This window comes from Edaphobacter sp. 12200R-103, assembly GCF_010093025.1.
Taxonomy (GTDB): domain Bacteria; phylum Acidobacteriota; class Terriglobia; order Terriglobales; family Acidobacteriaceae; genus Edaphobacter.
Genome location: NZ_CP048114.1, coordinates 1,446,465 through 1,469,089, shown reverse-complemented (window position 1 = coordinate 1,469,089; position 22,625 = coordinate 1,446,465). Strand labels below are relative to the sequence as shown.

General features: G+C 52.8%; 10 protein-coding genes. 5 read left to right on the top strand and 5 right to left on the bottom strand.

The window, feature by feature from the left end; genetic code table 11:
- The first annotated feature begins 32 nt into the window (after positions 1 to 32).
- Positions 33 to 1,994 carry a VCBS repeat-containing protein gene (locus GWR55_RS06150; RefSeq protein WP_162401475.1) on the top strand — a complete coding sequence of 654 codons (1,962 nt, stop codon included), beginning with the start codon at positions 33 to 35 and terminating at the stop codon, positions 1,992 to 1,994.
- Positions 1,995 to 2,038: 44 nt separating this feature from the next.
- Here the strand turns inward: GWR55_RS06150 and GWR55_RS06145 are convergent, their stop codons facing one another.
- Positions 2,039 to 3,040, bottom strand: a complete 1,002-nt coding sequence (locus GWR55_RS06145) for a LacI family DNA-binding transcriptional regulator (RefSeq protein ID WP_162401474.1) — start codon at positions 3,038 to 3,040, stop codon at positions 2,039 to 2,041.
- Positions 3,041 to 3,615: 575 nt separating this feature from the next.
- On the opposite strand from GWR55_RS06145, the gene GWR55_RS06140 reads away from it, so the two are divergent.
- Complete coding sequence (locus GWR55_RS06140; RefSeq protein WP_162401473.1) at positions 3,616 to 5,226, top strand: tetratricopeptide repeat protein; 1,611 nt, start codon at positions 3,616 to 3,618, stop codon at positions 5,224 to 5,226.
- 19 nt (positions 5,227 to 5,245) lie between these two features.
- Here the strand turns inward: GWR55_RS06140 and GWR55_RS06135 are convergent, their stop codons facing one another.
- Both GWR55_RS06135 and GWR55_RS06130 read right to left on the bottom strand, forming a co-directional pair.
- Positions 5,246 to 7,024 (bottom strand): CRTAC1 family protein, encoded by a 1,779-nt coding sequence (locus GWR55_RS06135; RefSeq protein WP_162401472.1) that lies wholly within the window; start codon positions 7,022 to 7,024, stop codon positions 5,246 to 5,248.
- Between the two features lie 100 nt (positions 7,025 to 7,124).
- Positions 7,125 to 10,940, bottom strand: coding sequence for an FG-GAP-like repeat-containing protein (locus GWR55_RS06130; protein WP_238398677.1), 3,816 nt, complete (start codon positions 10,938 to 10,940; stop codon positions 7,125 to 7,127).
- A gap of 376 nt (positions 10,941 to 11,316) precedes the next feature.
- Between GWR55_RS06130 and GWR55_RS06125 the strand changes: the two genes are divergently transcribed.
- Positions 11,317 to 14,988, top strand: coding sequence for a TonB-dependent receptor (locus GWR55_RS06125; RefSeq protein ID WP_238398676.1), 3,672 nt, complete (start codon positions 11,317 to 11,319; stop codon positions 14,986 to 14,988).
- A 130-nt stretch (positions 14,989 to 15,118) separates the two neighbouring features.
- Positions 15,119 to 16,501 carry a tetratricopeptide repeat protein gene (locus GWR55_RS06120; protein WP_238398675.1) on the top strand — a complete coding sequence of 461 codons (1,383 nt, stop codon included), beginning with the start codon at positions 15,119 to 15,121 and terminating at the stop codon, positions 16,499 to 16,501.
- A 59-nt stretch (positions 16,502 to 16,560) separates the two neighbouring features.
- Here GWR55_RS06120 and GWR55_RS06115 read toward each other — a convergent pair whose 3' ends face one another.
- Positions 16,561 to 17,448, bottom strand: coding sequence for an aldo/keto reductase (locus GWR55_RS06115; protein ID WP_162401470.1), 888 nt, complete (start codon positions 17,446 to 17,448; stop codon positions 16,561 to 16,563).
- A 193-nt stretch (positions 17,449 to 17,641) separates the two neighbouring features.
- The gene (locus GWR55_RS06110) at positions 17,642 to 18,676 is read right to left on the bottom strand and encodes an aldose epimerase family protein (protein ID WP_162401469.1); all 1,035 of its coding nucleotides are present in this window, start codon (positions 18,674 to 18,676) and stop codon (positions 17,642 to 17,644) included.
- A 289-nt stretch (positions 18,677 to 18,965) separates the two neighbouring features.
- Between GWR55_RS06110 and GWR55_RS06105 the strand changes: the two genes are divergently transcribed.
- Positions 18,966 to 22,439 (top strand): TonB-dependent receptor domain-containing protein, encoded by a 3,474-nt coding sequence (locus tag GWR55_RS06105; RefSeq protein ID WP_162401468.1) that lies wholly within the window; start codon positions 18,966 to 18,968, stop codon positions 22,437 to 22,439.
- Positions 22,440 to 22,625: the final 186 nt, after the last annotated feature.

Below are 22,625 nucleotides of genomic sequence, written 5' to 3'. Positions count from 1 at the left end.
TGTCGAAATATACGAGGATGTATTGCCTGAAATTGGCATGGACCGTGGTCTGTGCAGCGCAATTCGCCATCTCCGTTTTGTATGCCGAGTCTGGTCCCACTTTCATTCCAGATGCCACCTTCAAAGGATCGGCGCTGGTGGAGTGGCGAACGCTTGGGTCGGCTAAATGGAGCGCAGATAACGGCGAGATTACAGCCAAAGGTGGAGAAGGCTGGCTCGTCCTCGACAAGCCGTACCAGGACTCCGCGCTCTACACCTCCTTCCGCTGCACAGGGCGATGCGACACCGGGATTCTGATGCGCATGGAAAAGCGGGATGCGAGCTCGACCGGTGTACTGCTCGCGATTGAAGGCACTGCGCTCGTTCCTTACCGCGTGATGATCGATGCAACCGGCAAGATTACCAGCAAGACCAGGCTTCGCAATGCAGGCGGACAGGCCCGTTACGCTCCACCGCCACCACCGCCTGGAGCGGCCCACCCTTCGCGTCCGGGTGGGATCTCTCGTCCAGCTCTGGGTCCAGGTCTGGCGGGGCTTCCCGATCCACCTCCGGGAGTAATCCTGATGCCGCATCCTGTGCGTGGCCTGCAGCCTGGATGGAACCAGATCGAGGTTCTGCTCGACGCCCAAATCGTCCGCGCTTTCCTCAACGACGGCGGTGGTGAGGCGAGTGGAGCCACCGAGAACATGGACGAGTACGGTCCGATGGCCCTCTATGTTGGCCCAGGCAGTGAGGTCAGCTTCAAGGATGTTGCATGGAAGAATCTCGCCATTAAGTCGCGGCCTGACGAGGTCGTTGGTACAGGTTTCCGCTTGCAGCGGCTCAATGAATTTTTCTATGGATGGTCGGCGGCGGCGGCGGACTTCAACCTCGATGGCAAGATGGACATCGTGAGTGGTCCCTTCATCTACTACGGTCCCAGTTATCGCGACTCGAACGAGATCTATCCCAACGAGGCCTATAACACCTCGACACAGTATCCGGCGAAGGACTGGATTGAACGTGCGGCGGACTTCAATGGCGACGGCTGGGCCGATGTGCTGACCTCCGGACGAGGTGTGGGGGCCGATCTGTATATCAATCCCCACGGGGAGCAGCGTCGCTGGAAGCACTATCATGTGGTCGATTCAGTGTTTGGCGAGGAGACGATCATCCGCGACATCGACGGCGACGGCGTCCCGGAGCTTATCTACACCTCGGGCGACGGATACATCAGCCTCGCGAAGCCAGATCCGAAGGACGAATCAGCAAAGTGGATTATCCATCACGTCTCAGAGAAGGGGCCGTGGCCTCCGCACGGCATTGGAGCGGGAGATATTAATAAGGATGGTCGGGTCGATATCCTTGATGCTGAGGGATGGTGGGAGCAGCCTGCAGAAGGAGTGGACAGCGGGCTATGGAAGTTTCATCCCGTTGCCTTCGGACGCTGGGCACGCACGTCGGCGGGCGGATGCGACATGGCCGTCTATGACGTAAACGGCGATGGCCTGCCCGATGTGGTGACAACGCTGCAGTCGCACGGATGGGGTCTTGCATGGTTTGAGCAGAAACGCGATACGTTGACCGGCGAGATCAGCTTCGTGAAACACGACGTGATGGGGACGTACACCGATAAGAACGCCGGGGGCGTCTCCTTCTCGCAGCCACACGGTACCACGATGGCCGATGTTGATGGAGATGGCATTCCTGACTTTCTGGTGGGCAAGCGCGTCTTCTCGCATTTGGATGATTTTTACGACCCCGACCCTTATGGTCCGGCAGTCCTCTACTGGTACAGAACGGTGCGTGACCCGAAGGCTCCGGGCGGCGCCAAGCTGGTGCCACACCTGATCCATAACCGCTCCGGCGCAGGCTCGGATATTCTTGCCGCCGACCTGAACGGTGACGGAAAGACCGATGTTGTCGTTGCGACACGCAGCGGAACCTACATCTTCTGGAACGAGGCAGCTTCCCCCGTGGCAAAAACTGCAGGCGCTATAAGGGCTGCAAAGTAATACGATCGAAGGATGCTCCATGAGTTCCCAGAGCTGTAGCTCCGTCAGCGGGAACTTGGCCCTGTGGATTGGCGAATGATGAGGTCGGTAGGAATAGTGTGGTTAGTGCCACGTGACGCCGTTCGATTGGTTGCTCCATAAAGGGCAGAGAAGGCACGCGTAGCGATCTCGGTTCGAGAGACGCGAATCGTTGTAAGAGGGGGATGCACCAGACTGCTGAGTTCTATGTCATCGAAGCCAATGACAGAGATATCTTCAGGAACACGGAATCCTGCGATGTGAGCAGCTATCAGAACTCCGATGGCGGTCAAATCGTTTGAGCACATAACAGCGGTTGGGCGGTTTTCGAGAGCTAATAACTCATCCATCGCACGCCGTCCTCCATCGATACTATGGTTACCGGTTCTGATGAAATCTTCTCCGATTTTAATGCCATCTCGCTTGAGCGACGATATGAAGGCGTCCCGCCGGATCATCGCAGATTTAAAGTTGACCGGGCCCTGAATGAAGGCAATACTGCGATGCTTGAGCGAGACGAGATGATCAATTGCCAGATCAATGCCATGCTGGTAGTCGATCGAAATATTGCTTGTGAGAGACCCAGCCTTTCCAGTGTCTAAAAATACAATGGGTATTTGTCGCTTGCTGAGCATAAGGACCAGTTTGGAGTCCATCTCGGAGGTCATAATGGCCACCCCGGCCACCTTGTGCTCAAGCATGCGGCGAACACATTGCTCCATGCGCTCCGGATGATAGTCGGTGTTTCCAATCAGGACTTCATGGTTGTGGTCAACCGCAAGATGTTCGAAGGATTTGACCAGCTCTGGGAAAAATGGATTCGCGATATCAGAGATGATGAGCCCATAGGTCTGGCTTTTCGCAGAACCCAGCATCCGCGCGTGCGTGTTGGGAAAGTACCCTGTCCGTTCAATGGCATTACGAACCCGGCGTTCGGTGCGCGCATCCACGGGAGCTGTTTTGTTCAAGACGCGAGAGACGGTTGCAGTGGATACTCCAGCCAATTTTGCCACACCCTTGATATTCATATCTCAAAATCATAAAAGCGGAATGTTCGATTAAGAGGAGGCTGCTTCATTCTCTCAATAAGGAATACACCATACGAAGCGACAGGTGTTGCATTGGGGGCGATAACAGGGATGCCTTGGTGCTTCCATCGGTTGCGAGTACTTCATCTCTTCCCGGAGAATTTGACCGGAAGCACACCGGATATGTTGCGGAAATCGTGGGCGGCGATAAGTCAAACCGATTTTATTCATGTATCCCCATGAATTCGAATATCGCCGGACATCTTCCACAAGTTACCGGTTGCCTCTGAGCCCCTCCGGGGATTGTCCTTGCCATACTGATAGAGAGAAAAAACAATGGGATGCCGGGTTTCTGGAGTACTTTTCCCATCTTCTGGTACAGTATGCGATGATTCTCTTCGTCTGAACTAGAGGTTATGCTTGCGCCGCAAGGACCGTATTTGAGATAGTCGATGCTCCATGGTCAAAGGTTCTTGCATCCTGTACCTCGTGGCCGAAACCGTCTTCATGTCCAGGGCGATATCAATAGCAATCCGACTGTGAGCTGAGAGTTAGCGAGTACAATGCCGATTGTTATGGTCGCGATGTTCTTTTCTGAGAAACGCACGGTTTCTTCCATAGTCCGGATGATCGGCTTGCTTCCAATGTTGATCGTCTTTACCGTGCTTGCCAGCGATTTTAGGATGTACGCGCAACAGCCAGGAACCGTTGCGATTCACGGCGTCGTGAACGATATGCGGGGTAATCCTGTTTCCGATGCCATTGTGCTACTGCAACAGACGGATGCGACGACACGAACAGATGTGCACGGTAGCTTTGCTTTTGTCAACGTTCGGCCAGGGAAATATTCTGTACGCGCTGAAAAGGCTAATCTGCATGCATCGGCGGATATTTCTACAGGCAATACGGCGGCACCCATTATTCTCACCCTCTCTGCAGATACTGCACATGTGGAGAGCATGGATTTTTCCGATAAACCGAGCTTTACTGTCGCTGGCATTACCGATTGGACCGCTGTCGGCGGACATGGATCAGATGCAAACCTGCGGACGAGTGAAACCCTTGCTCGGGAGGCGGTGACGCTTCGATCGGGCGGAGTTGTTCCCGCTGGTCATATGGGCGATACCGAAAGCGCGCTACGTCGCGCAGCCAAGGCTTCGCCGGAGAGCTTTGCGGCAAATCGAGATCTTGGCAGGTTTTGCCTCCAGAATGGAAACTATCGTGATGCGGTGCCTCCTCTGGAGGCTGCTTACCGTATTGATCCTGCTAATCACAGTAATGAATATGACCTTACATTTGCCTACAAAGAAACCGGCGACCTGAAACAAGCGCATGAACACATCAATCATTTGCTGTCAGAAGAAGACACCTCAGAGGTTCACCGGCTTGCGGGCGATATAAATGAAGCAATGGGCGATGCGTTGTCTGCTGAGCATGAGTACGAGGCCGCGGTGCATCTGGATCCAAGCGAGCCTAACGAATTTACTTGGGGCACCGAATTGTTATTGCATCGCGCTGTTTGGCCAGCCATCGAGGTATTCAGGAAAGGAACGAAAACCTACCCGAAATCAGCAAGAATGTTGTCTGCGTTGGGCGTTGCACTTTTTGCTAGTGCCCAATACGAAGAGGCGGCAGAGCAGTTATGCAAAGCCTCAGACTTGAATCCAGCGAATACCGCACCCTACATGTTCCTGGGAGAGATTGAGATTGCGGCGCCTGCCCCGCTGGCCTGCGCAGAGCGTAAATTGGCTCGATTTGCGCAGGCACAACCAGAAAGTGCACGTCCCAAGTACTACTACGCGATGGCAGTTCTGAAGCGTCAGGGAATACCTGCAAATGTGGCAGATGAGGATCAGGCAAGATCCCTGTTGCAGAAGGCTGTGGAGGTCGATCCGAAGTTCGGAGAGGCTTATCTCCAATTGGGGATACTGAGGATGGACAAGAAAGATTATCAACAGGCCATCGACTTCTTCGCCAAGGCAGTGGAAGTAAATCCACAGCTTGGTGATGCGTATTACAGGCTTGGAGTCGCCTATCAGCGTATCGGTTTAAGTGCTAAGGCGCAGCAGGAGTTTGATCAACACGATGCGATTGAAAAGTTACGGGCGGAAGCTGTCGAGCAGCAACGGCAAAAGATCCAGCAGTTTATGGTTGTGTTGCAGGGGCAACCAGCAATCGCAAAATAATGCCATACCGTATTAACTCTCAAGCTCTCTTAGGCTTATACGCTGCGACAATCCCGTCTCCTTCACGAATTGTAAGAATCTGGTTGGCTTTAATATTCGTGAATTTTTCAACCTTTTGTGTCGTTGGCCATTTCACTTCAATCGCATCAACCATCTCCGATTTGCCGAGTCCGAAGTGCAGGCGCAGATCGCTCTGTGACATGACACTGGTGCCGCTGTGGACTTCATCCATCTGCACGTGCTTGCCTGTGGTGACGCTCGCGCGAGCGCCGATCGCCGTACGGTTGCACTGGGTGCCTATGAGCTTGAGTTTGATCCAGTTTTGTTGATTGCCACCATCGTTGCGCAATAGCGAGGGGGTGTCATTCATATTAAGGATCAGAACATCGATGTCGCCGTCGTTGTCGTAATCGCCGAAGGCTGCACCGCGGCTCGAATATCGTTCTGAGATGCCAGTGCCCATCTCACTTGAAACATCTTTGAAGCGTCCGTTGCCCAAATTTCTGTAGACAAGACGCGGATTCTTGAAGTTCTGGCCGAAGTGATATCTATCGATTTCGGGATAAACATGACCATTGACCTGGAAGATGTCTTTCCATCCGTCATTGTCATAATCGACAAAGTCGCAACCCCACGCAACGTAGTTGTTATTCACAGAGGTTCCCGCCGTCGCAGTGACGTCAGTAAAAGTGCCATCTCCGTTGTTGTGGTAAAGATTGCAGGTATCATCGGCAAAATTTGTTTTGAAGATATCCAAGTAGCCGTCGCAGTCATAGTCGGCAACGGCGACACCCATACCCGCCTGCTCGTGTCCATCATCGTTATAGGCGCAACCAGCCATCACGGCAATGTCCGTAAAGGTGCCGTCGTGATTGTTTTTCAGCAGAACGCTTGGTTGCGAGTCGACGGCAACATAAATGTCGGGCCAACCATCATTGTCGAAGTCGTAAGAGACCGCGGTGATGGAATAGCGCGGCCCGACTTTGAGGATGCCGGACCTTTCCGAGACGTCCGTAAAGGTGCCGTCACCATTGTTGCGATAGAGGATATTGGTGTCGCCAGGGAGACCGCGCGGGCCACACATGACTGGAACGCCCTTCCATTGACAGAATTTGGTGTCCGTTTCGGGAGAAATATCTTTGGGATCAAGCTTGAGATAATTACAGACGAAAAGATCCAGATACCCGTCTCGATCGTAGTCAAGGAAGGTGCATCCCGCGCCTAGCCGAACCTGCTTTTGCGAGAGGCCAGCCTTCTGCGTGACATCGCTGAATGTGCCATCACCGTTATTGCGGAAGAGTACATTGTGCCCCCAGAAGGTGCAGAAGAGGTCGTCCCATCCATTGTTGTCATAGTCTCCGATACAGACCCCGGTCTGCCAACCTGTCCTTGCGAGGCCCGATTTTGCAGTGACATCGGCAAAGGTTCCATCTCGATTGTTTTTATAGAGGTGCGTCGTTGGGGCCTGTCCAGCGGGCCATTCCACATCGAAGCGGTCTCCATTTGTGAGATAGATGTCCAGCCAGCCATCGTTATCGTAGTCAAAGAATGCTATACCGCAGCCCTTTGCTTCGACGATGGACCGTTTGTGATCGACTCCTCCCCATACATTTGGAACGGTGAGCCCAGCCTGTTTGGCAACATCGGTGAACTGCACAGGCAAGGTCGGAGCGATCGTAGCAGCATAAACCAGATCAGGATTGCGCCACTTCCACAGAGGCGTGGTCAGGGTTTCAAGAAGCGTACTGCTGAGCGCGAAGAGCGATAAACCGAGAAAACGCCGACGAGGGATAATCACGTTTATAGAGTCTAATGCGGGTGAGAGGGCTGGTAAACGTCTGACTTGGTGGAGGGAAAAGCGTCGAAAAACCTTCTTCTCGCGGCTCGTGACCTGATCATCAAGGGCCTGAGAGCATCTTTAGCGCCTGTTGTGCTGTTTGGTTCTGTGGCTGCAATACCAATAGCTGCTGCAGGATCTGGATTGCCTGCTGCTTCTCGTGGCGAATGGCGTAGAGTTGGGCGAGGTTCAGATAAGACTGACCGAAGGAAGGTGTAAGGCGGATGCAGGTCTTGAACTGCTCTTCTGCATGTTCGTAGTCGCCAGTGCGAACATAGATCACGCCGAGGTTGTTCAACGCTTCAGGGTAGCCTGGACGCAGTGTGGCCGCCTTTTGAAGAGAATCGGATGCCTGCTGTAATTGATTCTGTTGTGCGTAAAGCATGCCGAGACTGTAGTTGGCCTCTGCATCGTCCGGTTTAAGCTGGAGTGCTTGGCGGAACAGGTTCATGGCCTTGTCGAATGCGCCTTGGTGACGATAAAGATTGCCTAGATTGAGAAGGGCAATGGTGTAATTGGGGCGAAGGCCGAGGGACTGTTGGAAATTGCGGATTGCTTCATCCGCCAGGCCTTGCTGGGCTGCGATCATGCCGAGGTTGTTCCATGCCTCAGGGTAGTCTGGACGGAGCTTGAGCGTCTGCTCGAGATATCGGCGCGCTGTGGGGAGATCATTGCGATGAAGACTTAACGTGCCGAGATTGTAGTAGGCCTCCGAGTCATTAGGTTTCTGAAGGATGACCTGTTGGAAGGATTCTGCGGCAGCATCAAGATATCCATGCTGGAAGAGAGCGACGCCATAGGTGAAATCGTTGCGCCGAAAGTCATCTTGGATGACTGCGCCTGGGAAGGGAAGAGCTCGCAGCAATCGTTCTGAGGTTGAATCAGATGCTAAATTGATGTCTTTGAGGATTTGCTGGATGTCAGCCTGCCCCTGATAAACCTTAAGAATCATTCCCTCTGCATTTACCAGGAATGATCCTGGAAGCACCAAATCGCGACGCCGATCGTATAGGTAACGAAAGATGATGTTGTAAATTCCCGAAATTTCAGTGCTCGCAAATAAGATGGGAAAATCTAGGCCAAGTTGCGTTGCCAGTAGCTTTCCCGCTGAAGCGTCCTCATCCGTATTGATGGCCAGGAGCTTCAAATTGGCGCGGTTGAATTCTGATTGATGCTGGTGAAAATGTGTCAGCATGCTGCGACACTGCGGCGCGCGGGCTGTCCAAAAGTTGAGAAGCGTAAAGCCGCCGAGGGATGAATGCAGACTGTACACTTTGCCATCAAGCCCCGGAAGGGAAAATCCGGGTGCTTTCAACGGCTCAATGAGCCAGGTTCCGAACGCGGCAGGTGGATGATCGACGAGAGATTGAGGGACAGAATGAGAAGAGGTTGCCGAAGATGCGGTGAAGGGCTTGGCGACGTACGAATCTAAATCTTCCTGGATCTCGATGCGATGGTCGACAGGGATATTCTCAAAAATCTGCTTATTTCCTGAAGGCCAGTGAATCGTTGCACGAACGGGATCGGCGGGGCGTCCTATGCCGAAGAAGATCTCCTTCGAATGTTGCGCGAGGAAGCCGGAACCAGCCTGAAGCGATTTTGTCTGCTTCAAGGGGCCTGCTTCTAACACAATTATAGAGCCGATTGCATCGCGGTTGCTTTTGGTGCCATGCAAACGGAAAGAGACTGAGTGGCCGATATGTTGCAGCGCATTGTGCACGACGCGGAGCTGAGGAGCATTACGATTCTTCAGAATCACTTCCAGGCGGCCATCATGGTCGATGTCGGCAAGGGCAAACGAGCGGCTGTCTTCTATAAAGTCGAGGCCCACGGCTCCCGAGAGTTCTGTAAATGTTCCATCTCCGTTGTTCGCGAACATCACATTTCTTTCATAACCACTCCAGGAGTTATCGGAACGGATGAGCTCGTTAAGGGCATTCCATCCATGCTCATATGCTTGAGATGGAGTCGAATCCTCAGGGGATTTTCCGACGACCTGTCGCCAGAAGAAGCTGGCAAGGTCATTATGCTCGGAACCAGAGATATAGCCATTCGTGACGTAGAGGTCTGAATAACCGTTGTGATCGAAGTCCCAGAAATCCGAACTCCACGACCACCGCCCCATCTCGACGCCTATCTGATTACTTACATTTTGAAATGTGCCATTCCCCAAATTGCGATAAAGGGAGTTGCCGCGAGCATGATGGCGATAGAGCGCGCGAATATTTTCCGGTGCGTTCTTGTGAAAAAGTGCTTGTTCGGCGATCCTCTGGCCTGCTGCCGACCACATATTGGCCGCATACACATCAGGCTGACCATCATTATCGATATCGGACCAGGAGGCGCTCATGCCTGCTCCAGCATCTTCTACATGGGCCTCGGTTGAGACATCCGTGAAAGTGCCGTCGCCATTGTTTCGATAAAGATTACTCCGGCCGAAATCGTTTGCCACATAGATATCTGGAAAACCATTTGTTTTGGAATTCTGCCATGCGCATGCGAAGCTATAACGGTTGTTGTTTTTGTTGAGTCCGGCAACTCCTGTACGATCTGTGAATTTGCCATCGCCTTCGTTGTGCAAAAGGAAGTTGGGAGGGCCGTTCCGTGCATCGAAGTAGGGCACAGGATAGTGATATTGGTCGAGCCCGAGATAGTAGCTGTAAAGGCAGAAATAGATATCCAGCTTTCCATCCTGATCGTAATCGGCCACTGCAGCATGGGTGAAAGTTCCCTGCGGATCTTGTGCAAAAGTGAAGGCATCGCGCTTCATATGGAATTTGCTATTGCCTTGGTTCAGGAAGAGCAATGGTCCGGTGCCACAAACGACAAGCAAGTCCTGCAGACCACTGTTACGAAAGTCCGCGAAGATTGCACATGAGGTGTTATCGAGCACCCCTACGCCCGCATGTTCGGTGACATCTTCAAATGTTCCATCGCCGCGATTGCGATAAAGGCGGTTCGGGAGGCCTCCCGGTTGACAGATGTAAAGATCGTCAAATCCATCGTTATCAAAATCGCCGGCGGCGATACCGTTGTTCCCGTAAACATCTATCCCGCATGCACCATCAAGAACAGTTCGCCAATAATCAGTGCCGTGCAGTAATTGGGAGCGGTACGAGTCGATGGACCCAAATGCATGTTCTGTAACATCGACAAAAGCAGGCGAAGATACGATGCAGCGCACCTCTCCGCTCGCCACCAAGTGGTGAAGTCTCCAGGTATTCGGGGAAGTAAAAATCCATTTGGTTTGCCATTGCCCGACGCGCTCTTCGCGACGTGCGCCTTCGATCTCGAACACAAAGTTGTATCGAATACCAACTTGAAGGTCCTGCGGTCCTCCGGAGATATCTTCGAGACTGACTACATCGAATTGAGCAGTCAGGATGCGAGTCGCAGGCTGAAAATAGTCGCGAAGTTCTCTTAAAAACTCATCGCGCCCTGAGGTCGTCTCCGACCCGAATTCTATCTTGAGAGCCTCAATCCCTTGCGCATTTCGTATTGTTGTTTGCTGCATGGGTGTGAGTGCTGTGGCTGAAATGGAATTATCAAGTAGTCCTGCAAGCGAACTGAGATCACGACCCGAACGAATGAGCGAGACACTCCACTGCTTCAGCTCCTGCTCAATCTGGAAGGCGTATTTTTCCGTGATAAATTCGTCAGTTCCTGGCGGTACGAGACGTAGGACGTCTTCGAGGGGGGATTTTGTCGGGTAGTTTGGTTTGAGATAAAACTCCTCTAAGCCTAAGGTCGGCTGGCCTACCGATGACCAGAGATTCTGGGTCAAAAGCGAGCTACCAAGGGGAGCCATTCGTAAGAGGATTGGCGTCATCGCCATCTTTTGCAGGAAATTGCGGCGGGAGAGGTGCGGGGTGGACACGTGGCGTAACGGTTTCCTTGACGTATTTCAATCGATGACGAATTTTTTGCAAAAGCAGCAAATGCATCCTAGCACCAATGCGGAACCTGCAGAGGAAGGTGCCTTACGAAACGTCAGCCTCCTTCCGTAAAGATCAGTGCCGGAAGATATTTCAGCGCCTAAATATTTTTGTTTGACAAAGGAGATTTCCGAAGAATAAAGTGCGCCGGAGACTAAAAGTAACCGGTTACATTACTGCGAACTGTCAGTACCACTATTTGAAGTTCTTTTGGAGAGTGACGGGATGAGCTCTGGATGCAGTGTGTTTAGACGTGTGCGTACCCTTAGGCTTATAACCCTTGCGTGTGTGTGCTTTCTGCTAACTCTGAGTCCGGATTTGATTGCCCAGGTAGATCAGGGGGCCATTACTGGAATTGTTTCGGATCCGTCCGGCGCAGTTGTCCCGAATGCTCACGTCACGCTTCGCAATACGGACGTCGGCCTGACGCTGGAAACTGTAACGACTAGCAGCGGTCAGTACACTTTCTCGCCAGTCAGAATTGGCCACTACTCCGTTACTGCCTCAGCGCAAGGGTTTTCGTCGACAACCCAGGAAAACCTGCAAGTGAACGTGCAGGAACGCTTACAGGCCAACATTCAGCTCCAGGTTGGGGCCGCGACGGAGACGGTTACGGTTACAGGAGTTCCGCCGCAACTGCAGACGACAGAGGCATCTGTTGGTCAGGTGATAGAAAGTACCACGCTAAATAACCTGCCTCTCAATGGTCGCAATTTCACCTTTCTGGCGCAACTTTCTGCGGGAGTCAACACGCCGCAGGCAGATACCCGCGGTAATGCGGCGTCAGGCGCCTTTTCCGCCAATGGACTTCGCCCGGCGCAGAATAATTATCTGCTCGATGGTATCGATAACAACTCGAACGCAGTTGACTTTCTGAACGGTACAAATTTCGTCATTCTTCCTCCGCTGGATGCGATTCAGGAATTCAAAGTTCAGACAGCTCAGTTCAGCGCCGAGCAAGGGCGTTCCGCAGGTGCAGTTCTCAATGCGACGATCAAATCCGGAACCAACAGTATTCATGGTGCCGTCTGGGAGTTCTTCCGGAACGAAAAGCTGGATGCCGCTGACTGGTTTGAAAATTATAACGGCGTGAAGAAGGGAAAGTTGCGCTGGAACCAGTTTGGCGCCTCGATTGGCGGTCCTATCGTCAAGAACAAGCTGTTCTATTTCGGCGACTATCAGGGCTTCCGCCGCGTGCAAGGCACGGTGCTTAACGGTAATGTTCCTACCTTGACGGAACGCAATAGTGGTTTTACCGATCTCTCCGATCTGATTACGCAACAAAACGGCTCACCTCATATCGATGCACTGGGGAGATCATTGCCCTATGGAGCGATCCTCGATCCGGCAACAACACGACCAGTTACTGTCGGAGTAGTGGACCCTGTGACAGGGATTGCGGCGCAACAGACTGGCTATGTGCGTGACCCATTCTGCGGCGCGGGAACATCCTATGCAGCGAAAAATTGCAATTTCAACCAAATACCAGCGTCTCGTCTTGACCCGAATGCCGTAAAGCTCATGAACCTCTACCCGCTCCCGGTCAACAGCAGGTTCACGACGAACTATACCTCAAGCCCAGCGCTCTATGAACACAGTAACGCCTTTGACGTTCGCGGTGACTACAATTTGAGCGACAAGAACCAGGTGTTTGGACGCTTCAGCTATGTGGATGACCCGCAGTTTATCCCCGGCATCTTCGGCGGTATCGCGGACGGTGGCAGCTTTCAGCAGGGCATCCAGGGAGCGAAATCTGAGCAGGCTGTTGCCGCATGGACGCATGTGTTTTCTCCAAGCACGGTCAACGTAGGCCGTGTCGGCTTCAATCATCTTCACACCACTCGCTTCGGTCCGCAGGGAAATAACATGGGGATCCCCGAACAATTTGGGATTCAAGGAATTCCCCAGGTACCGCAGAATGGCGGTCTACCTGCCATCGTGATTGATGGCCTGCAAGAGTTGGGCAGCAACGACTACTTGCCCTCCGATGAGGTGAGCCAGACGCTTCAGGTAACGGATGACTTCACGAAGATTTACGGTAGTCACAGCTTCAAGATGGGTGTCGAGTTCCAGAGAGTTCACTTCAATACCTTGCAACCCGCATATTCACGCGGCGAATTTGATTTCAATGGCAATTTCGCTGGAGTTCCTAACCAGGGCGGGGACTTAACCGGACGTGCTCAATTCCTCTTGGTTCCCACCGCCACGACGGTACCAAATGGGATTAGTTATGTAGGAGGCGCGAACAACGTTCATGCGTCCAATATCAATAAGACCTACGATGCCAGGAATTATCTGGCGTTCTATTTCCAAGACGATTGGAAGGTTAGCCCTAAGCTAACCCTCAATCTCGGCCTGCGTTGGGATTATTTCAGCCCCATCTCAGAGATGAATGGCGGCCAGGCGAACTTCGTGCAGAATGGTCCTCCGAACAATGCAGCCACTTATCTGATTCCGGCTTCCGGAAAGGCCGATCGCTCTCTCTCTCCAACGTTCTTGGCTTTGCTCCAAAAAGACGGGATTGCGCTTCAGTTGACGAACAAATATGGAAAAGCGCTTGTTCAGACGCAGAAAACCAATTTCGCGCCGCGAGCGGGCTTCGCGTATCAAGTGTCTCCGCTACTTGTCGTGCGCGGTGGCGTAGGCCTGTTTTTCAATGCGTTCGAAAATCAAGGCTATGGCCCAAACATAGGAGAGAACTATCCCTTCGTTTACAACTTCAACTTCGCTTCCGATACCGACTATCACCCCTTTAGTATGGGAGCTAACCCATACGGCTCCTGTGCTACGGCCGGTCCAGGAGGAAGCGCCACGATTGGGTCAGGTTTGACTTGCGCGCAATTCACTCCCTTGGCGGTAAACGGCAAAGGCCTTGGTCTGCAAGGACTGCAGTTTGATTATCAGACGCCCCGGACTCTCAGCGCTAACCTGACCGTTCAATATGCCATTACGCATACCATCTCGGCACAGGCTGCCTATGTCATGACGGACGGAAGCTCTCTGCAGGCTGGTATCGGGAATAACCGGGTCTCTCAGATTCTCGCTGCTGCTGACAGCACGACCACGTATCGGCCGTTCCCAGATTTTGCCGAGAACGGCAGCTATCAGCGGACGATCGGTCGGAGTATCTACAACGGCCTTCAGACAAAGATAGAGCGCCAGTCGACGGACGGAGTGGGCTTTCTGGTGACTTATACTTTCGCCAAGACTTTGTCTGACGCCGGTGATCTTCTGAACGGCGGCAGTGTCAGTGGCTACCGCGCCCCATGGGTTCCAAATTTTGGACCGCATTACGATTGGGGGCCGGCGGCGTTTGATATCCGACATGTCTTCCATCTCAGCGGCAGCTATGAGTTGCCATTCGGCAAGAATAAGATGTTCCTCGCCAATGCTGGCAGACTGACCAACGCAGTGCTTGGTGGCTGGGCAGTGAACGGTATCGCAACCCTTCAAGGTGGACAGCCAATTACCTTGAGTTGCCCAACCGGAGCTACTGCGGGCACGAGCTGCAGGGTACTGAAGGTTGCCGGGCAAAGCCAAAAGCTAGGCCTGCATCGGGATTCGAGCGGAGCTCTCTCCTGGTTTGGGAACCCCGCCGCATTCGCTCAACCCTGCACCCTCATACGCCAGAGTGGGCAGCTCATTCCAAATCCCAGTCAGACGAATTGTGTACAGATCCCAGCGAGCAGCCCGCTTGTTCTTGGCGGCCCAGGCTCGGCGAGCACAGTTGGGCCTGGATTCCACCGGTTTGACTTCTCAACCTTCAAGAACTTCCCGATTCACGAAGCCATCGCCCTTCAGTTCCGGGCGGAGTTCTTCAATATCTTCAACCATCCCAACTTCAACGCGCCGAACTTCGGCGGAAATGGCGTAACTGCAATTGGAGGTTCGGGAACCTTCACAAACGCTGCATTCGGTCGAATCGGATCGACACGTGACGCTCCGTTTGACCCAAGGCAAATCCAGTTTGCCTTGAAGCTGTATTACTAGACTAAAATGAAGGCGCAGTGGGTTGCTGTGCCTTCATTTTGCTTTACGAGTGGGTTCGGAGTGGCACTTACGAAGCAATCCATAAGGGCTGGCCGTGAATAGCGGTTCTCTTTCTCGATGGATCGTTGCAATGGTGCTCGTGTGCTCGGTGGCCATTTCTGCCGCTGAAGCGAACTCGGGATCCGACCAGGAACTGAACCGAGAGTTTCAGTCTGCTGTAAGTCATTACAATGCCGGGCGATTTGACGAAGCGGCTTCGGAGCTTGAAGCGCTTTTGCCCAGAACTCCGAAGAGCTTCGAGGTCCACGAGCTTCTTGGTCTGGTCTACTCTGAGCAAAGGAAGGAAGCGCAGGCGCTGGAACAGTTGCAGGTTGCGGTAAACCTCAAGCCGGACTCCGCAGCGGCCCGGACGAATCTGGCTGCGTCTCTGGTGCGTGCCGGAAAGTTACCATTGGCGGAAGAGCAGTTTCACAAAGCAATTGTTCTTGAGCCCAGGAGTTATGAGGCAAACCATAATCTGGGAGAGCTCTATGCTCAATCGGGAAGACTGAAAGAGGCCGTTCCTTATCTGAAAAACGCGCAGGCACTTCAGCCGTCGTACGATAACGGGTATAACCTCGCGCTCGCGTACTTTCTAGTAGAGGAACTGGTTCCAGCAAGCGACCTTGCCCATGCATTACTCCGAGAGAAGAATACAGGTGAACTGCACAACCTCCTCGGACAGATTGATGAGAAAAGGGAACAGTTTGTCGATGCTGCGAACGAGTTTGCCGCTGCAGCGCAGATGGATCCGAATGAAGATAACCTATTCTCCTGGGGCGGAGAGATGCTGCTGCATCGCGCTTACGAGCCTGCCATCGATATCTTCGAACAGGCTACAGCGCGTTATCCTAAGTCGTCGCGACTCTTTATAGGGCTGGGGATGGCATTGTATTCGCGTGCGAGATATGACGAAGCAGTAAAAGCGCTTTTGACGGCCGCCGACTTGAAACCCGATGATGCTCGCTGTTATTTTTTCCTGTCGAAAGCTTTTGCGAACACTCCCATTCAGACCGAGGATGTGATCGCTCGTTTCAAGCGCTATGCCGAGCTTGAGCCAAACAATGCGAATGCAGCATATTTTTACGCCACGGCGCTCTGGAAAGGAGAGCGTGCAGAGGATTTGGAAAAAATCCTTCCACAGGTTGAGAATCTGCTTCAACGTGCGATTGCTCTCGATCCAAAAATGGCAGATGCACACATGCAATTAGCCAGTCTATATTCGGGGCAAAAGGAATATGCAAGATCCATTGCGGAGTATCAGAGTGCCCTCAAGCTGAATCCTGATCTTCCAGATGCGCACTACCGGCTGGGGCAGGCTTATATCCATACCGGGCAGAAGGACCGTGCGCAAGCGGAGCTGGAAATCTACCAGAAACAGCGGGCACGGCATCTCGCTGAAGCGGATAGGGAACGAGCAGAGGTGAAGCAGTTCGTTTATTCGGCGAAGAGTGCTGCCGCTCAGAAACAGTAAGGATGGAATGGGGTGGATGATAGAAACATTGCCATGGAGAAGTTATCGTATGTTTCTGCTCAGGCAAGTGCGAGATTGAGGTTGCCGATAGCCTCATCGATCTCCTGCGTGTTTTTGAAACCGACGGTGACACAGTCTACGCCTGCGTTATAAAAGGCAAAGCGCATGGCGGCCTGCCGGTCCTCCTGGCGAGTAAAGGCTCCCTCACCGACAAGCTTCATGCTAATGACACCCATGCCTTGGCTGCGTACCTGCCGTACGTGCTCAACGACCTCCGGGACGTGGTCAGGATTGTGACTACTGTCGGTCCAGGAAGTCCCATCCATTTGGATGCCTTTATGGTTCATACGGATCATGGCAATCTGAAGCCATTGATTACCTGGCATACGGCGAAGTGCGGGAAGACCATGAACGGAAGCTCCGCGAGCGCGTATTTGCTGCTTTGATTGAGCTTCGAGAATAGCGTCCTGCCAAGGGGCGCTCTCTGTAGCCCAGTCGGAGGTGTGCTGCCAGTGCAGCAGCATGATATCGAAGTACTCAGTCTGCACGGTCTTACGTATCTGGTCCAGACGTCCCTTGGGATTCGTATCTTTGTCAGTAGTGACCTTGCTCATGAGTTGGTAACTATCGCGAGGAAGACCTTTGAGAGCCTCGCCGAGCATGGCAGGAGTGACATAGGATTCCGAAGTCTCGAAAAAGCGGATGCCGTGATCATAGGCATAGTGGACCAGCCGTGTGAATTCCTTTTGACCAAGAGCAGCCTGGACCTGGCCGTTGTGCGTGCCGGTGCCGAAGGCTAGCCGTGTCACTCCAACCCCCGATTTACCTAACGACACGATGTCAGTGGCCGTCCTGCGAGAGGCATATAGGGGGAGGGCTCCTGCATTGGCAAATGTTCCAGCGGCAAGAGATGTCTTTAGAAAGTCGCGGCGAGAAAGTGGGCTCATGATAAAGCCTCCAAACGCCTGCCGGTATGCAGGCTATCTGCCGAAATCGTACCACGATCAGAAATACAGATATTCAATATTAGTACGGGCAGATGATACCCTCCCGTCGCGGAGCGAACTTGGTTGAATATCTGTCACGTCAGGCATTTGCGTAATTTTCGAAACGAGATCAAGGGATGCTATGGCGGTGTTTTCACTGTTTGACTCCGAAGAGATAGATCGTTGTCGAAGAGAAGTGCTTACCGCCAGCCAGAATCGTTGTAGGGAAGTTTGGGTGGTGCGGTGAGTCGGGAAAGTGCTGGGTTTCCAGACAAAGTCCGGAATAAGGACCATAAAAACGCCCTTGCCGTCCTCGGGTACGATTGAGGGCATTTCCGGTGTAGAACTGAAGGCCGGGTTCGGAGGTAACGACTGTGAGTGTTCTTCCTGAGATTGGCTCATAGAGTTTCGCCACCTCGCGTAGCCCCTCACTATTCAGAACAAAGTTATGGTTGAAACCATTTCCGGCGAGTATTTGCGGATCTGTAGTTGCGATGCGATCTGCAATCCTTACCGAGTGACGTAAATCAAAGGCTGTTCCGGTGACATTCTTTATCTCTCCGGTAGGGATGGCATCTTCGTCGATCGGAGTAAAGGAATCGGCGAAGATTTGAATCTCGTGCGAGAGTATGTCGTCTCGGTCGTCACCCCGCAAGTTGAAATATGCGTGATTGGTGAGATTCAAAAGGGTGGTGGCATCCGAGACAGCTCCATAGCTGATACGAAGGCTGTCATCCTGAAGGCGGTAAGTGACTGAGACCTCGAGCACGCCGGGAAATCCCATATCACCGTCCGGGGAAATAAGGCGCATGCAGATGCCATCACTCAGCACTTCAGCAAGCCATCGCCTGCGATCAAATCCTTCTGCCCCACCATGAAGGCCATGTTTCGCGCCTGCGGGAAGCTTAAGATGATACGTCTTTCCTCCCAACTGGAAAGATCCACCAGCAATCCTGTTTGCGAAACGTCCGATGGTTGCTCCCATGTATGCACTGTCGGCGAAATAGTCGGTGAGTGTTTCGAAGCCGAGAACTACATCTTCCAGGATGCCTGACTTGTCAGGGGACCTTACCCTAAGCAATCTTGCCCCGTAGTCGCTTAGCTCGATCTCGAGGTGATGGTTGCGAAGAATAAAAAGGTCCGCTTCGTCATGCCATTGCGTTTGCTTTACTTCGACTTTGCTCTGCATCTGCATGGAACTTCCAGTCTGATCCTTTCGTCGGGCGGTAGCAGCCTGCCTCTATAAAAATACTTTCTATTTTAAAATATTGACATTCGTTCACGTTGCGTATTAGTTTCCATTTCGTTCAGTTTTACGTCTCATTTGCGTGAACGAACACGCTCTTCAAACAGCGTTGATTTATGGATTTCCCCCCCCTTCCGCACCGTCGGGTTGCGGGAGCTTAGGACCGTTGATTCCGAAATGTAAAAGGCAGGCCAGTATGTCCGTGCTTCAAAGAGCCAAAGGTTATGTTTTCATGTCTTCATTGCAATGGATCATTCCGATACTTTTCCTGGCGTTGTCGGTTGCTCCATTGCCGGCGCAGGTCGATCAAGGAACGATTACCGGTGCGGTCACGGACCTGAGCGGCGCAGCCGTCCCTCATGCAAAGGTAACGTTGGCCTCGTCGGAGACCGGTCTGACACTCGAGCGACAGACGAATGAAAGCGGTATCTACACGTTCTCTCCGATCAAGATCGGTCACTACAGGGTGACGGTGGGCGCGCCAGGATTTCAGACGACAACTAGGGAGAACCTTGTGCTGAATGTTCAGGGACGGCTGGGAGTGAACTTCTCGCTGAAACCTGGGGAGGTGTCACAGAATGTGGTCGTCAGCACGGCTCCTCCTCTGCTGGAAACCCAGACCAGTGCCATCGGGCAGGTGGTGGATTCCAAGACGATCAATGAAACCCCGCTAAACGGAAGAAATTGGGTTTTTATTGCACAGCTCTCGGCGGGTGTCGCACCTCCTCAGGGACAGACTCGTGGATCCGGCAAGGGGGACTTTGTCGCAAACGGTCAACGCGCGGAACAGAATAACTTTATTCTCGACGGCGTAGATAACAACACGAACCTTGTCGACTTTCTCAACGGATCGACCTTCGTGCAGAGGCCACCGCCGGACGCTTTGGCAGAATTCAACCTGCAGACCAGCAACTACAGCGCTGAGTTTGGCCATTCGGCAGGTGCAGTGTTGAACGCCAGCATCAAATCCGGAACCAACCAGATTCACGGCGATGTATGGGAGTACTTCCGCAGCGACAAGCTGAATGCGCGAAACTGGAATGCGCTGACGGTTCCACCGTTTCACCAGAATCAATTTGGTGCGACGCTCGGCCTTCCAATCTGGAAAGACAAGATCTTCTACTTTGGCGACATCGAAGCGAACCGAGTTTCGATCGGCCAGACCAATAACTACACCGTACCAACGGCGAAGATGCGAACTGGCGACTTTACCGAGCTGCTGGATCCGACTCTCACGGGCTACTCCGGTCCCATCAACCTGTACCAGCCGGTCAGCCGTGGAAGCGTTCCTCTTGGAGCATCGTGCGGACGGCAGCCGAACGTCTTCTGCCCTTCGGATATCGATCCAGTCGCGCAGAACATTCTCAATATGTATCCGCTGCCGAATACGAATGGCGGGAAGACCTTCAACAACTTCACCACGAATGTGGGCAAGCACGACAACACCATTCAGTGGGATCAGCGCCTTGACTGGAACATCAGCCAGAAGGACCAGATTTACGGCCGTTACAGCTACCTGCACCAGATCATCACGAATGAGCTTCCGTTCGGTCCGATTTTGGACGGCAGCGGATATGGCGGACAACAGGATACAAGCCTTGCCCAGAATGGCATGTTCAGCGAGACGCACGTTTTTAGCCCATCCATAACGAATGAATTTCGCTTTGGCTATAACTGGGGTGTCTTCAACTTCCTCCAACCGAATGCGACTAATTACACCCTGGCTGGCGATCTTGGCCTGGGAAATGTTCCTTTCACGCCTCTCCAGGGTGGCCTTCCTCAAGGCCAGTTACAAGGCACAGTAGGAGCCAGTTATTGGGGATCTTCGGGAACTTCGAACGAGTCGCAGAACGTCTATCAGATTCTTGACAACGTAACCAAGATCATGGGGAATCACTCGCTGAAGTTTGGAGTGGCCTTCCAGAACATCCGCTTCTACTACACGTACGCACAGAATCCACGCGGACAGTACAACTTCAATGGAAGCTATACCAGTGTTCCTGGCTCAAGCGCAACCAGCGGCACGGCGGACTTTCTGGCAAACAAGATGTCCAGTGCATACATTACAAACAATCCTGGAGTACACGATCAACAGTGGTACGACTCCGGCTACGTGCAGGACGACTGGCGCGTAACACCGAAGCTGACTCTGAACCTCGGCATTCGCTATGACTGGTACCAGCCCTATGCGGAGTCCAGATACAAGCAGGCCAACTTTGTCCTTACCGGACCGGTGAGTATTGGCCACGGCACTGCGGTATATCAGTTGCCAAAAGGAGCAGAGCAGTATCAGCTCGCTCCGGCTTTCCTTTCGCTACTCGCTGCAAACAACGTATCCGTGCAATATGTGGGGAATACGCGGCTCGTGGGTCCACAGAACACGAACTTCGCTCCCCGCATAGGGTTTGCTTACCAACTCGATTCGCAATCGGTGATTCGAGGAGGTTACGGCATCTTCTATGGTGGTCTACAGAGTCATGGGAACACCAATATCGGAGCGAACTATCCGTTCAATCTGACGGCAACGTATAACCAACCAGATTGCAATTCCGGAAACTGCTCTCCTTTGCCCTATACCTTGCAGTCGGGTTTGCCACCTCTCACTACGGAGGCCGCTCCATCTCAACCAGGTTTTCACTCTGTAGATCCGAAGATCAAGACGCCTTATACACAGAACTATAGCCTGTCCTTCCAGCGTGCCTTCACCACCGATATGGTGATGTCGGTCGCATATGTTGGCAATGTTTCAAAGCACTTGTCGACGTACTGGGCTCCCAATTCGGCTCTGGCGCTGACGACCGCTTCAACCAACACGCAGTTCCTTCAGCCTTTCCCTGGACTGGGAGGAACGGGGCAGATTCAATACTCCGGCATCAGCTCATATAATTCGCTGCAGGCAAAACTCGAGAAGCGATTCTCGCAAGGATTGTCGTTTCTCGCGACATACACCTGGGCACACGCGCTGGATGACTCCAGCTCAGCTGGAGGACTTTCAACAGGTATTGGCGTCCGTTCGTACTACCTGCTTGGGCTGAACTCCGAGTATACGAATTCGTCTTACGACATACGTAATCGCTTTACATTCAACGGCAACTATCAGCTCCCATTTGGCCACGGCAGAACGTATCTGCATGACTCGCGCTGGACCGACCTTGCAGTAGGTGGATGGTCTCTGAGCGGAACCTTCACGGCACAGTCCGGTATTCCCATTGGAGGCATCAGCCCCATCGGTTCGACAGCTTCAGGGGGATCATCTCGAGCAGTAATGATTCGTGATCCGTTTGCTCCCGGAGGCAATCCTCCATCCGGCGGAGCTGCTAGCTGCCCCACAGAGACCAGGACCAGGGACAACTGGTATAACCCGTGTTCCTTTGCGAATCCTCTGGATGGCCGCAAGATTCCAGCGGGTGCTTTGATTACTGATCCTGCAACGGTATTGCAATATCTCGGTGATAAGCAAAACATCGTTTATGGTCCGGGCTACTGGCGTGCGGATACATCGCTCTTCAAAAATTTCGCCACGATCCGCGAACAGTATCTTCAGTTCCGTGTCGATGCATTCAACGTCTTCAACCATCCCACGTGGGGAAATCCCTCAACTACTAACAACGGCTCTGGCGGCGGAGAGATTACAGGCCCGAAGAATCTTCAGGCCAATGCTCCCGACGCGCGTTTCCTACAGCTTTCACTCAAATACGTCTTTTAGCTCGAAATGATCTCTAGGGGCAGAGAAGGCTAGCTTTTCTGCCCCTCTTTGACGCTAATATTGCGGATGCACTATGAACGGAATTTCGTGATTGCCATGCTTCACGGATGTTGAGATCGGACATGAAGGCGATGGAAAGATCTTGACATTGGCACGATAAGAGCAGTAAGGTGTGCGTGTGCGGTA